At 43.5% G+C, this 18,467-nt stretch carries 15 protein-coding genes; 8 read left to right on the forward strand and 7 right to left on the reverse strand.

The window, feature by feature from the left end; genetic code table 11:
• Nucleotides 1–40: 40 nt before the first annotated feature.
• Entirely contained in the window at nt 41–1,084 is a 1,044-nt protein-coding gene (locus ACXAGK_RS03720; RefSeq protein ID WP_474854178.1) for a PLP-dependent cysteine synthase family protein, read from the reverse strand.
• Nucleotides 1,085–1,494: 410 nt separating this feature from the next.
• Here ACXAGK_RS03720 and ACXAGK_RS03725 point away from each other — a divergent pair, with 410 nt between their 5' ends.
• Nucleotides 1,495–2,709, forward strand: coding sequence for an endonuclease/exonuclease/phosphatase family protein (locus ACXAGK_RS03725; protein ID WP_474854180.1), 1,215 nt, complete (start codon nt 1,495–1,497; stop codon nt 2,707–2,709).
• A 102-nt stretch (nt 2,710–2,811) separates the two neighbouring features.
• Nucleotides 2,812–5,670, forward strand: coding sequence for a ligand-binding sensor domain-containing diguanylate cyclase (locus tag ACXAGK_RS03730; protein WP_474854480.1), 2,859 nt, complete (start codon nt 2,812–2,814; stop codon nt 5,668–5,670).
• 61 nt (nt 5,671–5,731) lie between these two features.
• Here ACXAGK_RS03730 and ACXAGK_RS03735 read toward each other — a convergent pair whose 3' ends face one another.
• Nucleotides 5,732–6,610 carry a DUF417 family protein gene (locus ACXAGK_RS03735; protein WP_474854182.1) on the reverse strand — a complete coding sequence of 293 codons (879 nt, stop codon included), beginning with the start codon at nt 6,608–6,610 and terminating at the stop codon, nt 5,732–5,734.
• A gap of 231 nt (nt 6,611–6,841) precedes the next feature.
• Here ACXAGK_RS03735 and ACXAGK_RS03740 point away from each other — a divergent pair, with 231 nt between their 5' ends.
• Complete coding sequence (locus ACXAGK_RS03740) at nt 6,842–7,300, forward strand: hypothetical protein (protein WP_474854184.1); 459 nt, start codon at nt 6,842–6,844, stop codon at nt 7,298–7,300.
• A 68-nt stretch (nt 7,301–7,368) separates the two neighbouring features.
• Here ACXAGK_RS03740 and ACXAGK_RS03745 read toward each other — a convergent pair whose 3' ends face one another.
• Complete coding sequence (locus ACXAGK_RS03745; RefSeq protein WP_474854186.1) at nt 7,369–7,830, reverse strand: hypothetical protein; 462 nt, start codon at nt 7,828–7,830, stop codon at nt 7,369–7,371.
• 191 nt (nt 7,831–8,021) lie between these two features.
• Here ACXAGK_RS03745 and ACXAGK_RS03750 point away from each other — a divergent pair, with 191 nt between their 5' ends.
• Both ACXAGK_RS03750 and ACXAGK_RS03755 read left to right on the forward strand, forming a co-directional pair.
• Nucleotides 8,022–9,947 (forward strand): GGDEF domain-containing protein, encoded by a 1,926-nt coding sequence (locus ACXAGK_RS03750; RefSeq protein ID WP_474854188.1) that lies wholly within the window; start codon nt 8,022–8,024, stop codon nt 9,945–9,947.
• Between the two features lie 79 nt (nt 9,948–10,026).
• Entirely contained in the window at nt 10,027–10,485 is a 459-nt protein-coding gene (locus tag ACXAGK_RS03755) for a DUF2177 family protein (RefSeq protein WP_474854190.1), read from the forward strand.
• Here the strand turns inward: ACXAGK_RS03755 and ACXAGK_RS03760 are convergent.
• Both ACXAGK_RS03760 and ACXAGK_RS03765 read right to left on the reverse strand, forming a co-directional pair.
• Nucleotides 10,463–11,626 carry a fatty acid desaturase family protein gene (locus ACXAGK_RS03760; RefSeq protein ID WP_474854192.1) on the reverse strand — a complete coding sequence of 388 codons (1,164 nt, stop codon included), beginning with the start codon at nt 11,624–11,626 and terminating at the stop codon, nt 10,463–10,465. The two genes, ACXAGK_RS03755 and ACXAGK_RS03760, sit on opposite strands and share 23 nt — an antisense overlap.
• Nucleotides 11,623–12,681 (reverse strand): flavin reductase family protein, encoded by a 1,059-nt coding sequence (locus ACXAGK_RS03765; RefSeq protein ID WP_474854194.1) that lies wholly within the window; start codon nt 12,679–12,681, stop codon nt 11,623–11,625. Before ACXAGK_RS03765 ends, ACXAGK_RS03760 begins: the two co-directional genes overlap by 4 nt.
• Nucleotides 12,682–12,970: 289 nt before the next feature.
• Here ACXAGK_RS03765 and ACXAGK_RS03770 point away from each other — a divergent pair, with 289 nt between their 5' ends.
• Complete coding sequence (locus ACXAGK_RS03770; protein ID WP_474854196.1) at nt 12,971–14,056, forward strand: alkene reductase; 1,086 nt, start codon at nt 12,971–12,973, stop codon at nt 14,054–14,056.
• A gap of 162 nt (nt 14,057–14,218) precedes the next feature.
• Here the strand turns inward: ACXAGK_RS03770 and ACXAGK_RS03775 are convergent, their stop codons facing one another.
• Complete coding sequence (locus ACXAGK_RS03775) at nt 14,219–14,437, reverse strand: hypothetical protein (protein WP_474854198.1); 219 nt, start codon at nt 14,435–14,437, stop codon at nt 14,219–14,221.
• Between the two features lie 336 nt (nt 14,438–14,773).
• Here ACXAGK_RS03775 and prfB point away from each other — a divergent pair.
• Together prfB and lysS are read left to right on the forward strand one after the other, a co-directional pair.
• A protein-coding gene (prfB, locus tag ACXAGK_RS03780; protein WP_474808039.1) for a peptide chain release factor 2 occupies nt 14,774–15,872 on the forward strand; the annotation gives its coding sequence in 2 pieces (ribosomal slippage) (nt 14,774–14,848 and nt 14,850–15,872; 1,098 coding nt in all).
• 23 nt (nt 15,873–15,895) lie between these two features.
• Nucleotides 15,896–17,464 (forward strand): lysine--tRNA ligase, encoded by a 1,569-nt coding sequence (lysS, locus tag ACXAGK_RS03785; RefSeq protein WP_269916047.1) that lies wholly within the window; start codon nt 15,896–15,898, stop codon nt 17,462–17,464.
• 23 nt (nt 17,465–17,487) lie between these two features.
• Here lysS and ACXAGK_RS03790 read toward each other — a convergent pair whose 3' ends face one another.
• On the reverse strand, nt 17,488–18,429 hold the full coding sequence (locus ACXAGK_RS03790) for a ketopantoate reductase family protein (protein WP_474854201.1): 942 nt from the start codon (nt 18,427–18,429) through the stop codon (nt 17,488–17,490).
• Nucleotides 18,430–18,467 lie beyond the last annotated feature (38 nt).

An 18,467-nucleotide genomic window follows, 5' to 3' on the forward strand; every position in this document is an offset into this window, starting at 1 on the left:
TAGCAGATTAAAGTGTAAACCAAGCTGCCTTAGTTTTATTTCAGCTTTCGATACTTTCTAGTTTTTCAGTAAACACACTTGTACAACCAATATTGTTTAGTACCCACTGTTCGTTGTAATAAGTGTCACCATACCTTTCCCCGCTATCGCACATAAGCGTTACAATAGAGCCCGCTTCGCCCCGCTGCTTCATTTGTTTAGCAATACTTAATGCGCCCCATAAGTTGGTACCGGTAGAGGGGCCGGCTTTAATTCCCATGGTGTTGTTCAACCAATGCATGGTTGCAATGCTAGCCGTATCGGGAACAGCAATCATGTCGTCTATAACGTCATGCTGAAAAGAGGCTTCTACTTTAGGGCGTCCAATCCCCTCTATGCGGCTTCCTCGGGTAGCCGTAAGTTTATGATCCTTGTTCTTGTAGCTATCAAAAAACACACTGAATTCTGGGTCTACTACAACGAGTTTTGAAGCGAGGCCTTTGTATCGTATGTAGCGGCCTATGGTTGCTGATGTTCCGCCTGTACCTGCACTCATAACCACGGTGTGTGGTATAGGGTGGGGCTCGGCTTTCATCTGCTCAAAAATACTTTCAGCAATATTATTATTGCCGCGCCAGTCCGTAGCGCGCTCAGCGTAAAGGAACTGATCCATAAAGTAGCCGTTAAGTTCTTTCGCTACCTTAGTGGCTTCGCTGTGCATTTGTGTAGGGCAATCCACAAAGTGACACTGTCCGCCATATCGCTCAATAAGCGCGATTTTACTTTGTGCAGTTGATTTAGGCATGACAGCAACAAACGGAACGCCAATCATCTTAGCGAAATAAGCTTCAGACACCGCTGTACTGCCTGATGAGGCTTCAACAACAGTGGTTCCCTCTACAATTTTTCCATTACACAAAGCATACAGAAAAAGGGAGCGAGCCAAACGGTGTTTCAAGCTGCCCGTGGGGTGAGTGCTTTCATCTTTTAGATAGATGTCGATACCTTGAAATGCTATTTGCTCAAGCTTTATCAGATGGGTGTCTGCAGAGCGCTGATAATCTGCATTGATGGTATTAATCGCTTTTGAAACCCAGCTTTTCATAACACTTCTCTCTTCCTATTAAATTCTTGTTCATTACTTCCAAATGCGTGCAGCAGTTAAAGTCAGGGAGAGTTTTACTCACTGGACTTCAGAAAAAGAATATCAGTGCATTATGAGTAATAGATTCTATTATTCCACTTTGTAGTAGTTTTTGTGCAATATAATTTTGTTAAAAGATTTAATTGTGCGGTTATTTTTTAAAATGGTAATAGCGCAAGAATTGGAAAGATCAAAACTAACCCAAGATTGTAACGACAAGGGCAAAAAAATAGCCGCAAGTGAGGTAACTTTAGGTAAGGTTCATTGCTCCTAACGCTTAACAGACCCTGGCTATTCTTCAGTACAAAATAGTTTAGAATCCTCATGCATATTGGTATCGTTAGCAAACGACTTTATTTAAAGGTAACAACATGAAAATTAGAGCGCTTTTCTTTGTAACAGCTCTTTTACCCGCAATGTGCGTATCCACTTTGGCTTATTCAAAAGATCAGCAAATGCTTAAAGTTGCTACGTTTAACGTAAGTATGGAAGCCACTAACTATAAATCGTTGGATATGCCGCCAAGCAATAAAGTTCTTCAACACGTTCTATCTACAGGTGAGCACCCTCAAGTCAAAAATATTGCTGAGATCATTCAACGTGTGAACCCTGATATTTTATTACTCAATGAGTTTGATTACATTGCAGATAAACGCAAAGGGGTAGAGGCTTTTATAGAAAACTACCTGAACGTTTCTCAGCGTGGCCTAAAGCCAGTGGATTACCCCTACACCTACGTAGCGCCAGTAAACACGGGCGAGCCTACCACCTTCGACTTAGACAATAATGGTAAGGCAGAAGGTTTTGGTGGCGATGCCTATGGGTTTGGATTATATCCAGGTCAATACGGAATGGCGCTACTGTCAAAATACCCTATTGATGTTGAGGGTATTCGTACCTTTCAGACATTCAAATGGCACCATATGCCTCATCCCCAAGTACCTATCATTCCAGATGAAAATGGCAATGTGGACAATGGCACTCCTTGGTACGATGTAAATGAATGGGCGGCATTGAGGTTAAGTTCAAAGTCTCACTGGGATGTGCCAGTAAAAGTAGGGGATAAAACCGTACATGTATTAGCAATGCACCCAACGCCCCCGAATTTTGATGGAAACGAGGACCGCAACGGTAAGCGCAATTTCGATGAAATAAGGCTAATGGCAGATTACCTTTCTCCTGACAAAGGCGCATATATCTATGATGACACGGGCGAAAAAGTTAGCCTAGCAAACGATACACGCTTTGTGCTTGTAGGCGATTTTAATGCTGCTGATATCGGGGATAAACACAGAGAAGGTGTAATTGAGCAATTAACCGAACACCCACTTGTTAATAACGAAACAATTCCAACAAGCGCAGGTGGGGCTGGCGCGTCTGGCGCTAAATACAGTAATCGCTTTACCGCCTATTGGGGCGCCAGGGCTGACTATGTTTTGCCATCTCGATATGGATTGGATGTACATGATGCAGGCGTTTTTTGGCCAGCTAAAACAAGTGACCTGTATCGATTAGTTAAAGACCGTGCCGCCAGCTCAGATCATAGATTAGTCTGGGTAAGCTTGTTGGTAGAACAAGATAAATAAAAACCACAATTTTTGTGTTAGTTAATAGATAGAGGTATTATTACATCGTCTATCTAATAATGTACCGAGAAGCCATTGAAGTTTGTGTCTCTCACTTTTGTGATGTGTTTGCTGTGGGTGATACCCATAGATGGCTTTTCGGTAGAGTCTTCTCAGCTCATGCCGCTCAACCGGTATTTCCCTCAATCGTGGGGAACGAAAGACGGGCTTCCTCACAATAGTATTCACGCATTAGCACAAACGTCCAATGGGTATCTATGGGCGGGTACTTGGGAAGGTGTTGCTCGGTTTAATGGTCAGCAGTTCACTGTATTTACCCGCGGCGCGCAAACAGGATTACCAGACTCCGGTATTCGAAGCTTGTATTACAACAAGCCCCGCGACGAGCTACTTGTGGCAGGAAACCGAGGCGGTGTAACGTCGCTTATAGCAGAGCAGTGGCATGCTCAAGCGCCCTTGTCTTCAATGGTTAATCATGCATTCAGAGACAGTAATGACGTGTTGTGGTTTGCGTTGGAAGACTCGGGTGTTGTAATGAGAATGCCTGACGGCACTCAAAAAGAATACATTGTAAATTCGAGTGCCTACCGCATAATCGAAGACGGATTTGGAGTAATTTGGTTTGCAACAAACCAAGGGCTATTCAAATACATAAACAATAAATTTCAGCTAGCTGTACCTGACCATAACATACTCTCTGGTCCATCATTCACTCTCGCTCTTGATAGCAATAAGCGTGTTTTAGTTGGCACAGAACACGGTGTTTGGCAGCGAAAAAACGGTACTTTCGCGCTACTTCACACCTCACTTGCCGACAAATCTATTAGTAGTATTTTGCTTGATCATCAAAATAGCATTTGGGTAGGCACCATTAATCATGGCCTTTATCGTCTAAGTGATTTAGGCCTAGAAAAACTGGATGCCACAGCAGGTCTTCCCAATAACCGCGTTTTTTCACTGCTTGAAGATTTGGAAAAAAATATCTGGATCGGCACTAATGGTGGTTTGTTTAGGCTGCGTCGTGCGCTATTCACCACATTCTCGCAAAGCCAAGGTATGAGTGGAGATTTTTTGCGAACTGTTTTGCAAACGTCTGATGGCAAAATTTTATCAGGTGGAAGTGCTGGGTTAGATATATTTTTCAATGATGCGTTTTCCAGCACATCGCTCACTACGGGTGAAGCTTTTTCTGTACTTAGTTTGGCAGCGGTAACTGAAGAGGTAACGTTAGTTGGTACCTACACAAAAGGTGTGCTGCGATATGAAAATGACCAACTTACTCCTTACCTCAATAGACATCTAGGGTTACCAAGTAATGAAGTAAGGGCCATTCTTTTAGCGAGTGACCACAGTGTTTGGTATGCTACGGCGCAAGGTGTAGTTAAACAAACGCCAGATGGAAAGCTAATCCATTTTAATGAACAAAATGGTCTACCTGCCCATTTCTCAATGGGCTTGGCAGAAGATCGTGAAGGACGAATCTGGATTGCTACAGGGATAGGGCTCGCCTATATCCAACAGGGGATTGTGCACACAGTTCCGTTTCCTGAACATTCAGATGCGCAGCACGCGTTCAGTTTTAGCGTTGTTGAAAAGGGAACTTGGATTACAACCGATCGTGGCCTTGCGTATTTTGACAATGATACCCAGGCACTTAGTGTAATCGAAAAGTCGCAGGGACTTCCCGTAGATAAACTGTTTTCAATTGGTATAGATCATAATAGCGGTGTATGGCTAAGTTCAAACCAAGGAGTCATTTTCACTTCACTATCAAATCTTGAAGAGTGTCTGATATATCCAAGTGCAATATTGGAATTTGAGCATTTTAAGGAAGAAAATGGTCTAACGAGTATTCAAATCAATGGTGGTTCACAGCCATCTCAGTTTGTCGATGTAGACGGAAATATCTGGCTTCCTACTGCGAAAGGGCTTGCCACAGTAACGCCTGCAAACCTTGCCATGTTAAGTGAATTCCCTATTCCGGTAAGCATAGAGGCGGTACTACTAGACGGAGCTGACCAGCAATTTGATACGTCTGAAAGGGAAGTAGATGTAACGCCGTTAACCACGCGAGTTGCGTTTCAGTATGCAGGGTTGGGTTTCGCTATGCCTTCGCGTATAGAATATCAGGCTATGTTAGTAGGATATGACCAGCATTGGGTTAACCGTCATCAATTTAGAATGACTGAATACACTAATTTAGCACCTGGTCGTTATCAGTTTAAAGTACGTGCCCGTTACATTGGTGGTCCTTGGCAAGAGGTTACGTCACCATTTTCTATTCGTGTGCTACCCAGCATTTATCAGACATTTGCTTTTAAATTCTCGGTGTTTCTTTTCTTCTGTTTTGTCATCTATGCACTTTATAAAATACGTTTTCATCATTTGAAAAAATCAGAAATGATTTTAAAACAAAGGGTCGATGAACAAACCAGATCATTAGAATTACAAACCAAGCGGTTCGAGTTCCAAGCAACTCACGATGATCTAACGGGGATTGCAAATAGACGAGCATTCGACCGCTGGCTTGTACGATATTTTGAGGAGGCTAAAGCGAAACAAACTTTTCTATGTCTCGCCGTTATCGATATCGATCATTTTAAACAGGTGAATGATCAGTACTCTCATTTAGTGGGAGATAAAGTCATTACTGAGGTGGCCCGTATATTAAATCGCGAAGTTCCGCATTACGCTAAATGTGCAAGGTGGGGCGGCGAAGAGTTTACTGTGTTGTTACCCGAGTATGACTTGGTAAATGCAAGGAGCGCTATGGAGCATGTTCGAAAAATCGTGGCTGCACATGATTTCAGTTTTATAGCGCAAACGCTGAAGGTCACAATCAGCATTGGTGTAGCGAGTGCAGATGGCGCAAAAGATCACGGCAGAATGTTAACCCATGCGGACCAGGCACTTTACACTGCAAAAGAAAATGGCCGCAACCAAGTGACCATTTTCGAATAAACAATATGCGAAATAGTTGTTAATTATTACAACATCTCTAACTTGGCTTTGCCGTATAGCCTTACTGTGACGAGCGACCCGAACGCGCTTCTTTGCGTTCTCGTGAAACTGCCTCGAACAGCGTAAAATAAGCCACTACCGCTAAGTTAGCGACAAACCAAAGGTCTTTAATAACGAACTGGCCTAAACGGTTAACGATGGTGGCACTGTTAAAGGTATCCGGCACAGTAAACAAAAATGTTTGGGTCATCAAAAATACGGATAAACAAGCGATTCCACTCGTAATGATCATTGGCTTGTTCTTAGTGTAAATACCTACGCCCAAAACAAGCGCAAAGAAGACGTCAAACCCACCAATTACATTCGATGCTCCCTGTACACTGAACACGTCATAAAGCCACGACATAAACGGCGAGGTTTCTACTAACCCAACAATTGCATTGGCTTCAAAACCAAAAAACTTCATGCTCCCTATCCATAGTAAAACCATGGCTACAGGTGCAAAGTTAAGGTAAGTCAGCTGTTTACGCGAAAGTTTGTCGCGATAAAACAAGAACAGAAAAAGCGGTAATACTGCGAAGTACTTGATGATGCCTTGACCACTTCCGATAATCGGGAAGCCGCCTAAATCAGCCATCCATCGCCCGGGAGATAACAAGGTGAGTAGGGGGATTGCGGTAACCAATGCAGCGAATAGCGTAACCGTTTTTACTGACACTAGCTTAAATCGAGCAGCAAATGTCATTAAGGCTAGCAGCAATAATGTAATCCCAGTGATAGCACCAAGTGCACTTTCACTAACTATTGCGCCTAACGAATAGAAGTTAAAAGTAGTTATTAGTGCATTGGGGTTTGCACCCAGTAAAAACGTTAGGCCAAGAACAGCGAAGCTGAAGGCTATTAAGGCCGTTACTAGGTTTTCGGTTTGTTTTAGTGTCATAAAGCATCCGTAAATACTGCAAGTTTTGCGAAGTGTATGTAGAGACCCGCCTAAGTATCACTAAAATTTCAATGGTTTGATAATTAATTAGGCATAGCGCAGCGCACGAATAAGGATTTATTGAAAAAATAAGAACTTATCTAATAGCCGTGGTCATAAGTATCGCAGGTTTGAAAAAGCGTGGCCTTTAAGTAGTGGTTGTTTAAAAAGTAAAACAAATAGAGGGAAAGAATGAAACAGGCAGGCGTTAAGATACAGCATCGGTTTGGGGCCTGGTTGGCAGTGGGCTTGGGTGCAACTTTAGCGGCTTGTGGTGCGCGGCCCCCAGAAGTCATTGAACAGCCGATAGCAAGTGTTGAAGAAGTTGAAAAATTAGAGCATGTTGTTGATACCTCATTGCCTCTGGTACAGCAGGCCTATTCTATTGAGTCTGAAAAAGTGTGTGATAAACAAGGTGGTGACTGGAAGAAAGTGGGCCGACAGCAGGCGTATGCTTGCGTTTTACCGGCGAGTGATGCTGGCAATGCCTGCAATGACAGCAGCGAGTGCGAAGTCGCCTGTGTTACAGGAAATAATCAGGTGGAAGCTGGGCAAAAAGCCAGTGGCGTGTGTTTAGAAACTACCGACCTATTTGGCTGCAGAGCTTATGTGTCTAATGGTGTGGTGGAGCATACCCTCTGTGTTGATTAAGAGCTTGTTGATTAAATGAGCGTTAAATGAAGCGCACGCTATCGGCAATGCGCTTTATGAAAAACGCGTTAATTAACGTTCGGGAAGTCGAGTCTGTCCAGTTCGCTAGCCGTCTCATTACATTCGCCTAATAGGTGCAGCCTATCTTCGGTTTGATGTGTATCGATTTCTATAAAGCCGGTTTGGCAATAACCTGTTTCATCCAATTTTTCATCAAGAGAGGCATAGAGTTGCTCAGTCATTCTATCGCTGCTATCTGACGAATTTTGTGATGAGCCTCCTCGGCTTTCCTGTCCTCCACGGCCGCCACGACCACCGCCACCTTCAACCCCTTGACCACGGCCGCCTCTGCCGCCACCTTTAGCGCCTTCTCGCGGTTTCATTAATGGAATGCTAAAGGCGAAGAGCTTGGTACCGTCCTGCTTGATTTTCGTTTCAAAGAATATTTCATCCATGTCTAAAGGTGGTGGCCTATGAGCACACGCACTGACAATCAAAGAGGTCGTTATTACTAATAGTGTTTTATTCATTTTATTTAACGCTTATTTGAACCACGTCACTTTGAGATTCGAAAGCTTCTTTGGTTGCAATTTGCAGTGTAAGTTTTAGGTAAAGTATTTCCGACTTCTTTGGCGTGTTTACTATTGAATGGATACCAAAGTTCAATGGCGATTTATAAATAAAAACCTACTTTTATTATAGAGAATATAAGAGTTAGCTAATGCCGTTGAATAAATTGAAGGTATTCATAATTTCAATACTTCCGTGTTTCGCACTTCATGTGAGTGAAGCGATTGCTCAAGATTTAACGAAACTAAGCCGCTACGATCAGGCAACGTATAGAGCGATAACCCTCTGGTCGAATAATAACGAACAATTGAATAATGAGTTAAGCAAACAAATTAAGTCGTCAGGTCTCCCTCAAGATGATTCCTCGCTGGGGCTTATCTTCAAACACGTTATCTGGGAAGGTTTTAACGGAGATAAAGTAGTTGAAAACTGGTTTAGCCGTCCAAGCAGGCTAATTGAAACGAATGATTGGGATGTCCTTAAAAGCCTAGATGCTGAACTCTATGCGGGAGTTCGTTCGTACTTTATTTATTCGAGTTCGGCTAAAAACGATGGACATGAACAACAAGCAACTCCAGCGATAGAAAAACTTAGACGCTTAAAATCTGAAATGCTCGAAGCCTCGAATAGTAGGGCTGTCGCTCTTGTAAGTGCATGGCTAGGCAATGAATTTCAATCAAAATCGCATATTGACGCATTAGTCGAATTTAAATATTCGTTTAATTATTTGAACGTTGAGAAAAAAGATTCGTTCAAAGCAATGCTAACTCAAAGAGAAATTGCAGCATATATAGCGAATATACTCATAGAGCTTCAGCTTTACTCTGAGGCCTTGCAGTACGCAGATTATATTCTATCGATAGTGCCTGTAAGTGAGCGATATTCTGTAGACTACATTGTTTCAGTCCAAGCATTGACTCAATTAGGGCGCTTTTCGGAAGCTTTAGCAAAATCAGAATTGGCTGTTGAATTAGCAACAGAGCAGGACGATACAGATAATCTTATTGTCGCGTTTATACTTAATTTATCTGTATATACGCATTTTATGACTGAAGCCGAAGTCGATAAAATAAGAGGTTTAGCTGGGCGAATAGCGGCTGTCGTTGAAACAAGTACTAGCAATAGCTCTTCGCCAATGATAGAGGCATATATTCAGACAGCTCTAACTCTAATTGAAGCATTAGATGGTAATGACCCTGTCAGGTTCTCTGAGGAGGTTGATACTCTTACTGAAAAATATGAGACTTGGTCAGCACAGCATCCCTCACCAACGGATATCAACCTAAGGCTTTATCAAAATCTCCAGAGAATTTATGAGGTAAAGGGAAATTACAAAAAAGCGTATCAATTCGCTACTAAATATCGGTCGCTAAAATTAGATAGAAACCAGCTTATCTCATCTTCAAACACTAATCTTGGTAATGACTTTCTCTCAAAAGAAATTGAAATCACTGAACTTAGAAACATAAAAATTAATAGAGAAAAAGACCAATTGACCAACCAAGCTAATTTTCTAAAAAGTATATTGTTTGGAGGTTTAGCTATTATTCTAGGTTTCACCACGTTGTGGTACCGACGTCGACACAATATCGCTAAAGCCTTGGCAGACGTAGACTCTCTAACCGGTGCTTATACTAGGAGAGCTATCAACAGTTGGTTGACCTTTATCTCACCTGAACAGGTTAATTGTGCAGTCCTTTTAGATGTCGATCATTTTAAAAAAATTAACGACAACTATGGGCATAATTTGGGAGACGAAGTGCTCAAAACACTGAGTCAAATCATCATAAAACGCATACGTAAAATAGATCGCTTATGCCGGTACGGGGAAGAAGAATTTTTGTTGGTTATACAAGCTACAGATATCTCTGAGGCGAGCGCAATAATAAATGTTATTCGAAAAGAAGTAGAGGGCATTGAGTACTGGGGAGAACAGGAAGTACCATTTAACGTAAGCTTTTCTGCCGGTATTGTAACATTTAAAAGCACTGATAAGATTGAGTCAGTATTAGAGCGTGCCGATCATCTTTTATACGAGGCTAAAAGAACGGGAAGGGCAAAAACGTTAACAGAATAGCTCTGATAAAGGGGCATATGTTTGCGATCTACGCTTAGTTTAATAACCAAAAATAGAGTAAACTAATTAAGATCACTTTATGCTAACAGGGATAGGTTTCATGCTTTCCAACATCATTCGCTTTGCGAAAAACATCATCGTGTCGTTAATTGCTATCTTTGTGTGCTTTGGCGTACTTGATTTCTTTTGGCTTGGCGTTATTGCGGACGGCTGGTATCAAAGTGAGATGGAGCCGCTACTCAGAAGTCAATTTATCACGTGGCCTTGGGTAGTGTTCTACTTAATGTATGGATGCGTGGTGTTTGTACTTGCCGTGGTAGCGAACAGAGAGAAGTCGCTACTTTATGCTGGAATAGATGGCGCGCTTTTAGGATTAGCCAGTTATGGCGCTTACAACTTAACGGCATACAGCATTATTGAAGGTTTTACATTGTTCATCATGCTGGTTGATTGGGCGTGGGGAACGTGCCTAACCAGCGCGAGCGCTATGGCCGGCTGGTTAGGGTTTCAGTTTGTTAAGGGAAAGAGTAGCGAATAATGCGTTTTAACACGCTGGCGTATTGTTTAAAAAAGCCGCCAGTGTTGTAGTGCATGCCGTGTTCTTTGAATACGGCTTCTACCTTGGGAGCCATTTCTCTGTAGCGCTTAGCAGGAATATCTGGGAACAAATGGTGCTCAATCTGAAAACTTAAATGCCCAGTAAGAACGTGAAACAGGTTGCCGCCTTTGATGTTAGATGAGCCTAGCGCTTGACGGTAGTACCACTGTCCTCGCGTCTCGTTAACGCAATCTTCCTCTTTGAATGTTTCTACATCGCCAGTGAAATGACCACAGAAGATGATAGTCGACGTCCACAGATTGCGCAGTAAGTTGGCAACAAGGTTGCCTGTAAGTACCCATAAAAATAGAGGGCCAGCTATCAGAGGAAATAGAACATAGTCTTTTACTAATTGACGCGCCCCTTTGCTGAAAAAGCGCTTCTTAAGCTCGCTATGGGTAACCTGATTCTTGCGGTTATCTTTCTTCTTTCCAAAAAAGACACGCTCAGCGGCCATCTCGTGATAAGACACGCCCCACTGAAACATCACGCTAAGTACGATATAAGTTGCGAACTGCCATAAGTTTTTTACACGCCATCTGAAATCGTTAGACAGGCGAAGCAAGCCATAGCCAAAGTCTCTATCTTTGCCAATAATGTTGGTATAGGTGTGATGTTCGTAATTATGAACGCGATTCCAGCTTGCGCCATCACAGGCAATATCCCACTCATAGCCTTTCGAGTTAATATGTTTATCGTTCATCCAGTCGTACTGACCGTGCATCACGTTATGGCCAATTTCCATATTGTCGAGTATTTTAGCCGTTGCTAAGCTTAATACGCCGGCAACCCAGAGCAGCGGTTGAATGAATCCCAACATTAGGAGTATTCGGCCCCCCCATTCGCAGATACGCTGAATGAGAATAATACGTCGAATATAGGCTGCATCTTCAGCACCTACTTTCTGTTTGATATCGGCTTTGATTTCATCAAGTTGGGCGGCAAGTAGCTCGTAGTTAGGTTTCTTTTCAGTGCTCGTTGCCCCAATTACTTGAGTATTATGAGTTTCATACTCCGGTAAGCGCGCTTGTTCAATCGCCTCTTCTCGGTGTTGTTTGTCTATTGCTACGCTTGTGTTCATAGTTGAATCTCCACATCGGTAACGGCTTGTGATACACACAATTGAATAAGTTGCTCTGCGCTATCTGAAAGTTCGCCAGTACGGGTATCTCTTACCACGCCTCTTTTCTTAACACATTGGCACTGATGACAAATCCCCATTCCACAGCCATAGGTCACAGGCTGTTCTGCTTGTTGAAGCTGTGAAAGCAGGGTTTGCTGATTATCGATAGCCAAAGATTGGCCGTTGTGAATTAAAGAGAAGGTTTCGCTTTCGGTAAGGCTTGTGTTGCTCACCACAGGCAACGCAGCGAAATGTTCGCTTGAAACAGGTGCGCTAATTGTCTTTGCATAACTTTCAACTTGCTCGAACATGGCATGTGGGCCACACACTAACCAGTGTGCATTGGCGAAATAAGATAAATGGGCTTCTACGTCCCCATCTTTTTGCTTAGTTAAAATATCATAGGTGAAGTGTTCACAGCGTTTACTGAAGGCAGATAGCTCGTTAAGCAATACGTGTTCATTGGGCTTGGCAAAATAAAGCAAATGTACTGCTTTTTGATTTACCTCTGCATTGTTAATAGCATCGTCAAGCATGGCAATGAAAGGGGTAATGCCCGAGCCGCCCGCAATCATAAGTAGAGACCTTTCTGTCTTAGGCCATACAAACTCTCCCTTGGGGGCTGAGATATTTACCCATTGATTGGGCACACAAGCATGAAGGTAAGGCGTTAGCGCGCCCTCGGCTTTTACCTTAGTCACCAAGCGGATCTGCTTGTCTCTTTGGTAGGTATTAGCACCACTTGCTATGGTAAATACTCGGGTGGTGAGCCTGCCATTAATCTCTATGGTTAACGCGATATGCTGCCCCGCGGTATGAGTGGGCCACGAACTATTTGGCTTAAGTACCACCTCGAGCATATCCGTGCTTAAGCTGTTTACTGTTATAACTCTGGCTCTGAAATACCCATCGCGCCATGCGGGTTTAATTTGCTGAATCAGTACTTCCCAATAGCCCTTCCAAGAGCCGTGGTGGAATATGCGATCAGTAAATTTATCTAGTAATTGTCTCAATGTAGAAATCACACCTATTTAACGTCGGAATATTTTCAATACAAAAAAGATGAAATATTTAAGCGTACAGGTGTACGCTAATTCAGCGAACAAGTGTAAGCTTAAAATTTTCTGCGTCAAGAGGTGATAGTGAATTTTTGGTGTAACGTCGTCGAAATGGGCTAATACTTTTGCGAAAAATGCAAAAGTGCTTTGTAAAAAGTACGGGTTCTGACAAAGCTAATGGGCCTCATTTATAGGGTTACATAAGATGAAACTGCAAAAGTGAAAAACTTAAAGGACCCCCATTATGAAATTATTTGAAACCGTATCGCTGGCTGGAAAAACGCTTAAAAACCGTGTTGTTATGCCACCGATGACCCGTTCCCGTTCAACCCAGCCTGGTGACGTGCCAAATGCGTTAATGGCAGATTATTACGCCCAACGCGCAAGCGCAGGGCTAATCGTAAGCGAGGGCACACAAATTTCTGCGCTAGGTAAGGGATATGCTTGGACGCCAGGTATCTATACCAAGACCCAAATTGAAGGCTGGAAACTAGTAACAGATAAAGTACATGACGCAGGTGGTGTAATGTACGCACAACTTTGGCACGTGGGTCGTGTTTCTCATCCATCAAATACAGAAGGGCAGCAGCCTATCAGTGCATCTCCAATTCAAGCAAAAGGGGTTAAGGTATTCGTGGATGAAGATGGCAACCCTGGCTTTGTAGACTCAGTCATGCCAAGGGAAATGACCATTGACGATATAAAAGCGGTGGTTGAAGAATACCGAGTTGCTGCAAGAAACGCGGTTGATGCCGGTTTTGATGGTATTGAGCTGCATTCTGCTAATGGTTACTTGCTTAACCAGTTTATTGATTCTCAGAGTAATGCAAGAACTGATGAATACGGCGGAGGTGTACAGAACCGTATTCGATTTTTGAAAGAAGTGGTGCAGGCTGTGTCTGAGGAAATTGGCGCTGATAAAGTAGGTGTACGTCTAGCGCCCCTAACAACATTAAACGGGACGGTCGACAACAATCCGGAAGAGACCTACCTTGCAATAGCTTCAATGCTAAACAGCGTTAATGTTGGCTATATGCATATTGCAGAGGCCGACTGGGACGATGCACCGCAAATGCCGATATCCTTCAAGCAGGCTATTCGCAAAGCATTCAGCGGTATATTGATTTATGCAGGAAAGTACGACAAGGCGCGTGCCGAAAGTGCGCTGTCAGCAGGGTGGGCAGATATGATTGGTTTTGGCCGTCCTTTCGTAGCAAACCCTGATTTACCCTATCGATTAGAGAACGATCTACCGTTAAACACACATAATCCCGACACCTTGTTCGGTGGCGATGAGAAAGGCTATACGGATTATACGTTGGCTAAATAGCCGTAAATGTAGAGGTGAGCACTGCTGCGCATGAAGGCAGGAGATTCTTTTATGCGCTCGGCAACTTACCTATACGCACTGCAGTTTACAATTGAGAATACGTAAGTATGTATGATTAATTACGTTGGCAGATTGCAGTGCGCTTACAATATGGCAACGCGATTAGACGTTGCGGTTTCGAAATAGCCAAACGGCGATACCACTTCCAGCTATTAACATTGAGGTGGCCAGCCATAGTTTTGAAATAGGCGTACCATTGGGGCACTGTAGCGCCATGGTTGCGCCGGCTAAGTTCTGACAGTCAACAAGTTGGCCTAATGCCAATACTAAGAGACCGAGAAGTACTCCGATAACAGCATAAGACAAATTATTTAACGACATTCTTTTCCTATTACTTTTCCAATTATCGCTTATAACGACTTTATGGTTTACACTGCACACTTGTGGGAAGCGAGAATGTGCTAAACCAGTGCATCGAATTAAGATGCCAATAAGCGTTTAATGTTTTATAAGTTTGATCTTATGGGCTTTGACTGTGTTACCAATGCTAGCTGCGCGCCGTTTAACGGTAATATTATTCAATTCACCTTAAGCGACTAAAAAATGTTCGCTAGTTTATGCAAAAACTAGGTCGCAATATTTGCGCCAACCCCTATCAAAATTCCTTCAAATTCGGTACTATCCGCGGTCTTAAATTTTTAACGAAATAAGCGGACTATGTTTGAAATAAACCCCGTTACTAATGCGATAAAAGATATCCGCGAGCGCACCGAAGCGCTTAGGGGGTATCTTTGACTTTGATGCAAAGTCAGAGCGTTTAGAAGAAGTTAGCCGAGAGTTAGAAAGTCCCGATGTTTGGAACGAGCCAGACAGAGCGCAGGCACTTGGCAAAGAAAAAGTGGCCCTTGAGCAAATCGTTGAAACGATCCATAAGCTCGACCAGGGAACAGAAGATGTTGAAGGTCTTGTTGAATTGGCCGTTGAAGCCGAAGATGAAGATACTTTCAACGAGGCCCAAAGTGAACTGGAAGGCTTAATTGAGCAGCTAGAAGTGCTTGAGTTTCGCCGTATGTTCTCTGGTCCAAATGATGAAAACGACTGCTACATTGATATTCAGTCGGGCTCTGGTGGTACAGAAGCGCAAGATTGGGCAAATATGCTGCTTCGCATGTATTTGCGTTGGGGTGAAGCCCACGGTTTTAAAACTGAACTTATTGAAGTATCAGACGGTGATGTAGCCGGGATTAAAAGCGCAACTTTGCGTATTCAGGGCGAATATGCATTTGGTTGGCTACGTACAGAAACCGGCGTGCACCGTTTGGTTCGTAAGTCACCGTTTGACTCGGGTAACCGCCGTCATACGTCATTTTCATCAGCGTTTGTATACCCAGAAATTGACGACGATATTGATATAGATATCAACCCGTCTGATTTACGTATAGACACCTATCGCGCATCGGGCGCGGGTGGTCAGCACGTAAACAGAACGGACTCTGCGGTACGTATTACTCACGAACCAACGGGTATTGTGGTGCAGTGTCAAAATGACCGCTCGCAGCACAAAAACAAAGATCAGGCGATGAAGCAGTTAAAAGCCAAACTTTACGAGTTTGAACTGCAAAAACAAAACGCTGAAAAACAAGCGATGGAAGACAGCAAGTCTGATATCGGCTGGGGAAGTCAAATACGCTCTTACGTACTTGACGACTCTCGCATTAAAGATTTGCGTACTGGCGTGGAAACACGTAACACTCAAGCCGTGCTAGATGGCGACTTGGACAAATTTATTGAAGCCAGCCTGAAATCTGGGCTGTAAACCGAACAACGAAGTGAAAGGTTATGACTGACCAACAAACAGACGATAACAAATTGATTGCAGAGCGCCGTGCCAAGCTAAGCGCTATTCGCGAGCAGTGCCGTGCAAACGGTTTCCCAAACAGCTTCCGTCGCGAAAACTATGCGGATGAGCTTCAAGCTAAGTTCGGTGAATTCGACAAAGAAACGCTACAAGAACAGGGTAATAAAGTAAGCATTGCTGGCCGTATCATGGCAAAGCGTGGTCCTTTCATGCTGCTTCAAGATATGACAGGCCGTATTCAAGCTTACGCTGATAAAGACACACAAAAAGCCCTTAAAGCCAAATACGGTGCACTGGATATTGGTGACATCATTGGTGTAGCGGGCGACTTGCACAAGTCAGGTAAAGGCGACCTATACGTAAACATGGAGCAATACGAGTTGCTAACAAAAGCGCTTCGTCCATTGCCAGAAAAGTTCCATGGTTTGAGCGACCAGGAAACGAAGTATCGCCAGCGTTATGTTGACCTAATTACAAGTGAACAAACGCGTAAAACCTTCATGATCCGAAGCAAGATCGTAAACGGGATTCGCAATTATCTTACCGAGCGAGACTACCTTGAAGTAGAAACGCCAATGCTACAGGTTATTCCTGGTGGCGCGACGGCGAAGCCGTTTGTAACTCACCACAATGCGCTAGACATCGATATGTACCTGCGTATCGCGCCAGAGTTATACCTTAAGCGCTTAGTGGTTGGTGGATTTGAGCGTGTGTTCGAAATCAACCGTAACTTCCGCAATGAAGGTCTATCAACCCGTCATAACCCAGAGTTTACTATGCTTGAGTTTTACCAAGCGTATGCAGACTATAACGACCTGATGAACCTTACAGAAGATATGCTGCGCACCTTGGCAGAAGATATTCTTGGAACAAGCATTATCAAAAACACAACCAAAGACGCTGAAGGTAACGTAACGTCTGAAGTTGAATACGATTTTGGTAAGCCGTTTGACCGCTTAAGCATGGGTGAAGCTATTCTTAAGTATTGGCCAGAAGCTAATGAGGAAGCTATCCGCGACCCAGAAGCTAACCTTGATGCGCTTAAAGCGATGGCGAAACAGCTTCACATCAAAGAGCCTGAAGTTGACGGTATTTGGGGGGCAGGTAAGTATCTTTGTGAAATCTTCGAAGCAACCGCTGAAGAAAAGCTTGAGCAACCTACGTTTATTACAGAATATCCGTGGGAAGTATCGCCGCTTGCGCGCCGTAACGACAACAACCCATTCATTACCGACCGTTTCGAGTTCTTCGTAGGTGGACGTGAGTTGGCAAACGGCTTTAGCGAGTTGAACGACCCAGAAGACCAAGCAGAGCGTTTTGCAAAGCAGGTTGAAGAGAAAGATGCTGGTGACGATGAAGCCATGCACTTTGACGACGATTACATCCGCGCCCTTGAATACGGCTTACCGCCAACAGCGGGTGAAGGCATTGGTATTGACCGTCTAGCTATGCTATTTACTGATAGCTCAACAATTAAAGACGTTATCTTGTTCCCACACATGAAGCCTCAGGCGCCAAAAGATGGGCAAGAAGCGGGTGAGCAAGAGTAAAAACGGTTATAAACGCTAAGGCCTTAAACACTTAGCGCTTTAATACGCTCTACCAAAAGGGTGTTCTCGGGAACGGGGATACCCTTTTTCTTTGCCATTTCTACAATATAACCGTTAATGGCGTCTATTTCTGTTTGTCTATCGTGGGTTACATCCTGATGCATACTGGAGTAGTTTTCACCTGTTGCATTGGCTACCGACAGTACGTTTTCATGAACCATCTCTGCAGTAAAATCTAACCCGTACGCTTTTGCCACAAGCGTAAACTCATGGCATATAGCATGACGGCTTTGCTCGAATTCTGCATCAGCGATATGCTTATTTCGAATATTGTAAAGTGCTGTCAGTGGGTTTATCACCGCATTAACGGAAAGCTTCGTCCACAGTGCTTTTAAAATATCACTTCGGTACTGCACGGGCGGAAGCGCACTATTTAAAGTAGCAATTGCATTTGCAAGCAACGGTGCTACTTGTATAAGGTCTGCAAGCTTTTGAAGTATTGGCTTAGCTAAATTAGGCGCGCCAATTTGCGTTGCGCCAACTCCAGTATACTTCACATGAAAATCGCCGCTTAATGTACTTTCTTTTAACGCACCGTGACTCGTTGTAGCAAGAAGCAGCGGATAATCGCCGCCTAACAAATTTCGTGCAACCTCTAAACCGCCCATACCATTGTGCATCAGTACAACCGTCGGTTTTTGATTAAGGTAGGGAAGCCATTGTATTAGAGCTGCGTTAAGTTGGTACACTTTAAGTGGGAGTATTAACACGTCATCTTTTTCGAGAACGACAGGCGCTGACATAGCAGCTTTCAGTTCAATACTTTGACCATCTTGCCATTGTGCGCGAGCTGGCATGGTCCTAATATTTCTGGGGTAGCAATCATAGGGCACGCCATTTTTATGAGCGCTCGCTGCAATTAAACTCCCGATGGCACCGCCACCGACTATGTGTAGTTTTCCCATTAATATTTATCAAATGTTGTATAAGGTTACGGTTTTAC

The organism is Alteromonas sp. ABM1_013 (genome assembly GCF_056160505.1).

Coding starts and splice junctions, on each gene's coding strand:
- ACXAGK_RS03720 (WP_474854178.1), bottom strand. CDS start 1,084: ATGAAAAGCTGGGTTTCAAAAGCGATTAATACCATCAATGCAGATTAT.
- ACXAGK_RS03725 (WP_474854180.1), top strand. CDS start 1,495: ATGAAAATTAGAGCGCTTTTCTTTGTAACAGCTCTTTTACCCGCAATG.
- ACXAGK_RS03730 (WP_474854480.1), top strand. CDS start 2,812: ATGTGTTTGCTGTGGGTGATACCCATAGATGGCTTTTCGGTAGAGTCT.
- ACXAGK_RS03735 (WP_474854182.1), bottom strand. CDS start 6,610: ATGACACTAAAACAAACCGAAAACCTAGTAACGGCCTTAATAGCCTTC.
- ACXAGK_RS03740 (WP_474854184.1), top strand. CDS start 6,842: ATGAAACAGGCAGGCGTTAAGATACAGCATCGGTTTGGGGCCTGGTTG.
- ACXAGK_RS03745 (WP_474854186.1), bottom strand. CDS start 7,830: ATGAATAAAACACTATTAGTAATAACGACCTCTTTGATTGTCAGTGCG.
- ACXAGK_RS03750 (WP_474854188.1), top strand. CDS start 8,022: ATGCCGTTGAATAAATTGAAGGTATTCATAATTTCAATACTTCCGTGT.
- ACXAGK_RS03755 (WP_474854190.1), top strand. CDS start 10,027: ATGCTAACAGGGATAGGTTTCATGCTTTCCAACATCATTCGCTTTGCG.
- ACXAGK_RS03760 (WP_474854192.1), bottom strand. CDS start 11,626: ATGAACACAAGCGTAGCAATAGACAAACAACACCGAGAAGAGGCGATT.
- ACXAGK_RS03770 (WP_474854196.1), top strand. CDS start 12,971: ATGAAATTATTTGAAACCGTATCGCTGGCTGGAAAAACGCTTAAAAAC.
- ACXAGK_RS03775 (WP_474854198.1), bottom strand. CDS start 14,437: ATGTCGTTAAATAATTTGTCTTATGCTGTTATCGGAGTACTTCTCGGT.
- lysS (WP_269916047.1), top strand. CDS start 15,896: ATGACTGACCAACAAACAGACGATAACAAATTGATTGCAGAGCGCCGT.
- ACXAGK_RS03790 (WP_474854201.1), bottom strand. CDS start 18,429: ATGGGAAAACTACACATAGTCGGTGGCGGTGCCATCGGGAGTTTAATT.